The organism is Microbacterium sp. (assembly GCF_049661145.1).
Taxonomy (GTDB): Bacteria; Actinomycetota; Actinomycetes; order Actinomycetales; family Microbacteriaceae; genus Microbacterium.
This window is the reverse complement of sequence record NZ_JBASZT010000263.1, coordinates 1-6,479: the sequence shown is the minus strand read 5'-3', so window position 1 is coordinate 6,479 and position 6,479 is coordinate 1. Positions and strand designations below refer to the sequence as shown.

Here is a 6,479-nt window from a genome sequence, read left to right as displayed (position 1 = left end):
CCGCGCGGTGGCGCGAGGTTGCAGCGGCTGCGCAGCTCGACGACCACGTCGGCATCCCCGGTTCGGGGCTCGTGGCCTTCGGCGCCCTGCCGTTCGACCCGGCGTCGCCCGCCGTGGCGGTCCTGACCGTGCCGCGGCTGACGATCGGGCAGCGCGGCGATCGCACGTGGGCGACATGGGTGCTGCCGGATGCCGGGGCGCCCGACCCCGACGAACCGCACCCGATCGCGTACGGACCGCACTGGTCCGCCGCGGTCGGTCCCGGTGCGCTGACCCCCGACGGATACCAGGATGCCGTCCGCGCCGCCCTCGCCGCGATCGCCACGGGCGAGGTGAGCAAAGTCGTGCTGGCGCGCGATCTCGTCGGGACCGCGCCCGCGGGTGCCGACCTGCGGCGGCTCGTGCGATCGCTCGCCTCGGCGTACCCGGGCACGTGGGTGTACGCCGTCGACGGGCTCATCGGCGCGAGCCCCGAGACCCTCGTCACGGTGCAGTCCCGCCAGGTGACGGCGCGCTTCCTCGCCGGCACCGCGGCGCGCGGCGCGAACCCCGATGCGGACCGCGATGCCGCCCTCGCCCTCGCGACGAGCGCCAAGGATCTCGCCGAGCACGGTTACGCCGTCCGCAGCCTCGTCGATGCCCTCACTCCCTACACCACCGCCCTCGCCGCGGCGGAGGAGCCATTCACCCTGTCGCTGCCGAACGTCTGGCACCTAGCGACCGATGTCGAGGCGACGACCGCCGCCGGGACTTCGGCGCTCGACCTCGTCGGCGTGCTCCACCCGACGGCCGCCGTGGCGGGCACGCCGACGGATGCCGCGATCAGCGTGATCCGCCGCATCGAGCCGTCCGACCGCGGACGCTACGCCGGCCCCGTCGGCTGGGTCGACGCGCACGGCGACGGAGAATGGGCGATCGCGTTGCGCGGCGCGCAGTTCGAGCCGGCGGGGGCGGATGCCGACGGCATCCGCTTCACGGCGCACGCCGGCGCCGGCATCGTGGCCGGCAGCGACCCCGAGTCCGAGATGCTCGAGACCCGCGTGAAGTTCCGCCCGATCATCGACGCGCTCGCCTGACCCGCTCGCCGCGCCCCGCCCTCACACTCCGCGAGAGAACAACCAGACGCCGAGGGAACGGGTGCCACCCATGCTCTCGGCGCACCGTTGTTCTCTCGGCGGAGTCGGCGTCCAACCGTCGTGAGCTCGCTCGCGGCATTTCGTCTCGGCCGTTCGGGCCTCGCTCAACGACCGCGGGCGGCAGCCCGGGTCAGGTCGCGGCGAGGCGGGCCTTCTCGGCCTCGACGTCGAAGTCGGCGGCGGGCCACTGCGGGTCGATGCCCTCCAGGGCTTCGAGCAGCAGCGCCTGGACGGCGAGCCGGGCGTACCACTTCGCATCCGCCGGCACGACGTACCACGGCGCGTTCGGAGTCGACGTGCGCTCGAACGCGGTCTGGTACGCCGCCATGTACGCGGGCCACAGCTCGCGCTCATCGACGTCGCCGGGGTTGTACTTCCAGTGCTTGTCGGGCCGGTCCAGACGCTCCCGCAGGCGTGCCTTCTGCTCGTCGGCGGAGATGTGCAGCATGACCTTCACGAGGCGGATGCCGCGGTCCGTCAGCCCCTTCTCGAAGTCGACGATCGCGCCGTAGCGCCGCTCGATCTCGGCCGGCTCGGCGAGGTTCCTGACCCGGCCGATGAGCACGTCCTCGTAGTGGGACCGGTCGAAGACGCCGATGATGCCGGCATCCGGCACCCGCTTCTCGATGCGCCACAGGAAGTCGTGCGCGAGCTCCTCTTTCGTCGGCTTCTTGAAGGCGGCCAGCGCGACGCCCTGCGGGTCGACCGAGCCGACGACGTGGCGGACGATGCCGCCCTTGCCTGCGGTGTCCATCGCCTGCAGCACGAGCAGCACCGCGGGGCTGCCGGGCACGACGCGGCTCTGCGCGAACAGCCGCTCCTGCAGTTCGTCGAGTTCGTCGGCACCGGTCGCGAGGTCCGACTCACCCCGCTTCTTGCCGTCGGGATATCCCGGCGTCGCGTCGGGATCGACGTCGGCGAGGCGGAACCCTTCGCTCGCCTTGAGCAGATCCGCGGGGTCGCCGTTCCAGTTGCGCTGGCTCTTCGCAGTCATGCTGTTCATCATGGCGGATGCCGACGACACCGGCCCCGCCCCGCGCGCCGCGCCCCGGCATCCCGCGCCCGGGGGCAGTGGCACCCGCGCGCCCACTTGCCGCGTTTGGTCGCTACCCGCGGGACCAAACGACAAAACACGGCAGGTCGATCGTGGGGCGCACGCCGACGTGCCGAGATTTGCCGCTACGCGCGGCCCATAGCGACAAAAGTCGGCAAGTCGAGCCCGGGGGCGGATGCCGCGGCCAAGGCTGCCCCGCCCCAGGGGCCAGACCGCCAGAACGAGTCAGCGCTCCAGCGCGACCTCGATCAGCTGGGGCGCGGGGGGCGGAGCGGTCAGCGCCTGGTCCAGCGCGGCGCGCGTCGCGACGCGGGCGTACCCCCATCCGTAAGCAGCTGCGAGTTGCTCCAGCCCGACGGCGTGCGGCGTGTACAGCACGCGGTCCATCGCACCCGGCGGCGCCGCCTGCGCGACCTCGAGCCCGTCGAAGATCGTGCCGCCGCCGTCGTTGCCGACGATCACCTGCAGCCGCGGCGCGGGCTCTCCCGGGGGCAGCAGCAGCGCGCCGACATCGTGCAGAAAGGCGAGGTCACCCGCGAGAATCCGCGTCACGCCAGGCCTGCCCGAGGCCTGGCTGGCCACCGCGATCCCGATGCCCGTCGCGATCGTCCCGTCGATGCCGGCAAGACCCCGGTTCGCATGCACCGGGACCTTCTTGCCGCCGAGCACCTCGTCGGCGACCCGCACGAGCCGCGACGACGCGAACAGCAGTCGGTCGTGCGGCCAGCTCGCGCGCCAGACGGCATCGACGAGGGTCGCCCGATCGATCGGGGCGCGCGTCACGGCGAGCTCAGCGGCGATCGCTCCGAGCCTCTCGTGCGGCACGGCGGAGGCGAGGGCGTCGGCATCCGGTGCCGGCGGGGCGAGGTCGACGGATGCCGCGCGCGAGGCGCGCAGCCACGCCCCGAACCAGTCCAGGTCCATCTCGCCGACGGCCGCGATGACCGCGTCGACGGCGGTCGTCGCGCCGTTGAGGTTGAACGGCTCCCCCGGCCCCCGCACCGCGAACACGTCGACGTCGGGGCGCGACAGCACCCCGACGACCTCGCGGCTGAGCGTCGGATGGCCGTACACGATCGCCCGCTCGACCCGGCCGCCGAGCTCGGGGTCGGCCAGCAGCCCGCGGTACCCATGCACGAGATTGCGCCCGAACCGTGCGCCGCTGACGATCTCGGCGATGAGCGGCCAGCCGCCCGCGTGGGCCAGCGCTTCGGCGGCGGCCCCGGCATCCGCCCCCGCGACCACGATCGTGCGCGGTCCACGCTCCAACACGTGCGGGTCGAGGTCGGGGTCGGTCGGCAGGTTCGACTCGCCGATGCCACCGCCACCCTGATACAGCGCCCCCGACGGCTCAGCGGCCTCTGACACCTCAGCCGCCTCTGACACCTCGGGCTCGTCCACGGCGTCGGGAACGGATGCCGTGGCGCCAGGCGTGCCGGCCGGCATCCCGAGCCAGTCCGGCGCGGCACCCGCGAGAGGCTCGCGGTACGGGAGGTTGAGGTGCACGGGTCCCGCTTGCCAGGTCCCCGCTCCGAGGGCGGCGGCGACCGCGTCCTCGGCGACGCGGCGGAGCATCGCGGACTGCTCGCCCGTGCCGTCCTGGTCGACCTCTTCGGGGACCGGGAGGTCCTCCTCCAGGCGCATGTTCGGGGCGAACATGCCGGGCTGACGGGTCGTCTGGTTGGCGCCGACTCCGCGCAGTTCGGGCGGCCGGTCGGCGGTCAGCAGCAGCAACGGGACGCCCGCATGGTGGGCCTCGAGCGCCGCGGGCAGGAGGTTCGCCGCGGCAGTGCCCGACGTGCAGATCACGGCGGCGGGCATCCGCGATTCGCGGCCGATCCCGAGCGCCGTGAAGCCCGCGACCCGCTCGTCGATCCGCACGTGCAGCGAGATCGCCCCGCGCCGCTCGAGTTCCGCCGCGACGAGCGCGAGCGCCTGCGAGCGCGATCCGGGGCTCAAGACGACATGCCGCACCCCCAGTTCGACGAGGCGGCCGAGAAGGGATGCCGCGGCATCCGTCGCCGGCGCGCGACCGGCGCCGTCGTGCTCACTCATGTCAGCCTCTCAGGGGTGCTGCCGCGCCCTAGGGTGCAGAAACCTGCCTCAGGGAGGCGTGACTTTCGCGTCGGCTCTTCAGAGGCTCTAGCGCGCCGGGCGCAGAAGACCCCCCTCCCGCAGGGACACTTTCCCATCAACCGACGCTGCCGCGCGGGTCCGCGTCGCCGCGGGTGTCGTCGCGGTGGTCTTTTCGGTGTTCGCTACGGTGATCACCCGGCGCCGCGTCGGGCGACGAGTCTTCCGCGTCGAGGGCGGCAAGCTCGGCCTCCAGGCGGCGGATGCGCTCGTCCTGGTCGGTGATCGAGCCGATGCTGCCGAGGAAGTCGGGATTGTCGTCGGGGGCGCGGAACTGCGGCTGCGGGCGATCCCGGCCGCGTCCCACGACGAACCAGAGGATGCCGCCCAGCACCGGAATCAACACCACGATCAGCAACCACACCGGCTTGCTCACGCCCCGGTGGCGGGTCGGTGGCTGCAGGGCGCAATCGACGATGCTGTACACCCAGAAGGCGATCAGCAGCAGCGCCAGAGGGAGCAGGATGCGCACCACCCTTTTATCCTAGGCGCCCCCGTCGGCGTCGTGCAGGGCGAGCGTGGCGGGCCTCCTCTCCGGGTGCGGGGACGGGCGCCGTAGACTGGCGGCATGCGTGTCCGCTCGGCCCTCGTTTATACGGTGCTGCGCCTCGCCGCGTTCCTCGTCCCGCTCGGAATCATGATGCTCTCACCGGTGCTGCGCGAGTACTTCTGGCTGTCGGCGATCTTCGCAGCCCTCATCGGGCTGAGCCTGTCGGTACTGTTCCTGCGGCGCCCCCTCGATCAGGCGACCGCAGGCCTTGCCGAGCGTCGGGCGGCGAAGCGGCGGGAAACCGACGAAGACGTCGAGGATGCCGTGGCGGGAGCCCCGGCATCCGTTCCGCCTGCGGAGTCCACCGGTGGGGACGCGCGCGACTGAGGTCGGATCCTGGTTGGCTGAGCCTCGCGGCAGGTCAGGCGTCTGCGGCGTCGCGCGCGCGGACCTTGCCGATCCAGCCGAGGTGCGTGTGGGTGAACGCATCCGGGAACTTGAGGCCGTACCCCAGGGCGCGGTCCACCGCGACATGGAACGCCCACGACAGGGCGATGATCCCGGTCCACCAGGTGAGGGAGTCACGGGCATCGACGGGGACGATCACGGCGCACGCGCCGGCGATCGCGGGGATGAGGTAACTGTGGCCGAGGTTGTAGACCGCCGCACCGACCCGTGGGGACGCGAGGTAGCCGAGGGCCGTCAGATCGAAGGCCAGGAACAGTGCCAGCGGCATCCACCAGTGCTCCGGGTAGATGACGACGGTCGCCGCAAGGAGCGCGACGGCGAGGGCGGCGCTCTCTGCGCGCTGGACGGCGATCGGTGTCATACGCCCAGTCTGACGCAGGCAGCGTGCGGCGCGGCGCGGCGGGGCGCGCTCAGCCGACGAACGCCCAGCACAGGAACGCGGCGAGCGCGAGCGAGGTCAGCGACGTGAGCCCGAGGGCGACGACCAGTTCGCGCGGCTGGCGGAAGGTCCACACGATCAGGATCGCGCAGGCCGCCGGGATGAGGGCGAGCAGCGCCAACCAGGCGAGCGGGTAGAACAGCGCCAGTATCGCGACGATCGCGAACGGCACCAGCACGAAGACCGTGAACAGCACCTGGGTCGCGCGCTTTCCGATGCGGACGGAGAGGGTGCGCTTGCCGGCGAGGCGGTCCTGGTCGATGTCGCGGAGGTTGTTCGCAAGCAGCACGGCGCACGCGAGCAGGCCCGCGGCGACGGCGGCGAACCACGCCTCGTCGGGGACGATGCCCGCCTGCACGAAGGTCGTGCCGACCGTCGCGACGAGGCCGAAGAAGACGAAGACGAACAGTTCGCCGAGTCCCGCGTAGCCGTACGGCCGCTTGCCGCCGGTGTAGAACCAGGCGGCGACGATGCAGGCGGCCCCAACCGGCAGCATCCACCAATGGCCTGTGCGTACGACGATCGCGACGCCGGCGACCGCGGCGATGCCGAAGAAGGCGAGCGCGACGGCGAGCACCGTGCGCGGCTTCGCCTTGCGGCTCGCCGTCAGGCGCGCCGGTCCGACGCGCAGATCGTCGGTGCCTCGGATGCCGTCGCTGTAGTCGTTCGCGTAATTGACGCCGATCTGCAGCGCGACCGCGACGATCAGGCAACATAGCGCGATGACCCAGTGGAACGCGCGGTCGACGATGAGCGCGG

7 protein-coding genes are annotated in these 6,479 nt (G+C 72.4%); 2 read left to right on the top strand and 5 right to left on the bottom strand.

Going from position 1 to position 6,479, the window contains the following annotated elements; genetic code table 11:
• Window positions 1–1,076: isochorismate synthase (locus tag WBP48_RS11300; protein ID WP_424440462.1), on the top strand; the 1,076-nt coding region annotated here is incomplete at its 5' end.
• 190 nt (window positions 1,077–1,266) lie between these two features.
• On the opposite strand, the gene WBP48_RS11295 is transcribed toward WBP48_RS11300, so the two are convergent.
• The 3 genes from WBP48_RS11295 to WBP48_RS11285 all read right to left on the bottom strand — a co-directional run bounded on the left by WBP48_RS11295 (window position 1,267) and on the right by WBP48_RS11285 (window position 4,798).
• Window positions 1,267–2,130 (bottom strand): polyphosphate kinase 2 family protein, encoded by an 864-nt coding sequence (locus WBP48_RS11295; protein ID WP_424440460.1) that lies wholly within the window; start codon window positions 2,128–2,130, stop codon window positions 1,267–1,269.
• Between the two features lie 285 nt (window positions 2,131–2,415).
• Complete coding sequence (gene menD / locus WBP48_RS11290; protein ID WP_424440458.1) at window positions 2,416–4,245, bottom strand: 2-succinyl-5-enolpyruvyl-6-hydroxy-3-cyclohexene-1-carboxylic-acid synthase; 1,830 nt, start codon at window positions 4,243–4,245, stop codon at window positions 2,416–2,418.
• A 136-nt stretch (window positions 4,246–4,381) separates the two neighbouring features.
• Complete coding sequence (locus tag WBP48_RS11285) at window positions 4,382–4,798, bottom strand: PLD nuclease N-terminal domain-containing protein (RefSeq protein ID WP_424440456.1); 417 nt, start codon at window positions 4,796–4,798, stop codon at window positions 4,382–4,384.
• 93 nt (window positions 4,799–4,891) lie between these two features.
• Between WBP48_RS11285 and WBP48_RS11280 the strand changes: the two genes are divergently transcribed.
• Window positions 4,892–5,200: a DUF4229 domain-containing protein gene (locus tag WBP48_RS11280; RefSeq protein ID WP_424440454.1), complete on the top strand. Its 309-nt coding sequence runs from the start codon at window positions 4,892–4,894 to the stop codon at window positions 5,198–5,200.
• 34 nt (window positions 5,201–5,234) lie between these two features.
• Here the strand turns inward: WBP48_RS11280 and WBP48_RS11275 are convergent, their stop codons facing one another.
• Together WBP48_RS11275 and WBP48_RS11270 are read right to left on the bottom strand one after the other, a co-directional pair.
• Window positions 5,235–5,642, bottom strand: coding sequence for a DUF4260 family protein (locus tag WBP48_RS11275; RefSeq protein ID WP_424440452.1), 408 nt, complete (start codon window positions 5,640–5,642; stop codon window positions 5,235–5,237).
• Window positions 5,643–5,691: 49 nt separating this feature from the next.
• Window positions 5,692–6,479: 1,4-dihydroxy-2-naphthoate polyprenyltransferase (locus WBP48_RS11270; RefSeq protein ID WP_424440450.1), on the bottom strand; the 788-nt coding region annotated here is incomplete at its 5' end.

Coding starts and splice junctions, on each gene's coding strand:
- WBP48_RS11295 (WP_424440460.1), bottom strand. CDS start 2,130: ATGACTGCGAAGAGCCAGCGCAACTGGAACGGCGACCCCGCGGATCTG.
- menD (WP_424440458.1), bottom strand. CDS start 4,245: ATGAGTGAGCACGACGGCGCCGGTCGCGCGCCGGCGACGGATGCCGCG.
- WBP48_RS11280 (WP_424440454.1), top strand. CDS start 4,892: ATGCGTGTCCGCTCGGCCCTCGTTTATACGGTGCTGCGCCTCGCCGCG.
- WBP48_RS11275 (WP_424440452.1), bottom strand. CDS start 5,642: ATGACACCGATCGCCGTCCAGCGCGCAGAGAGCGCCGCCCTCGCCGTC.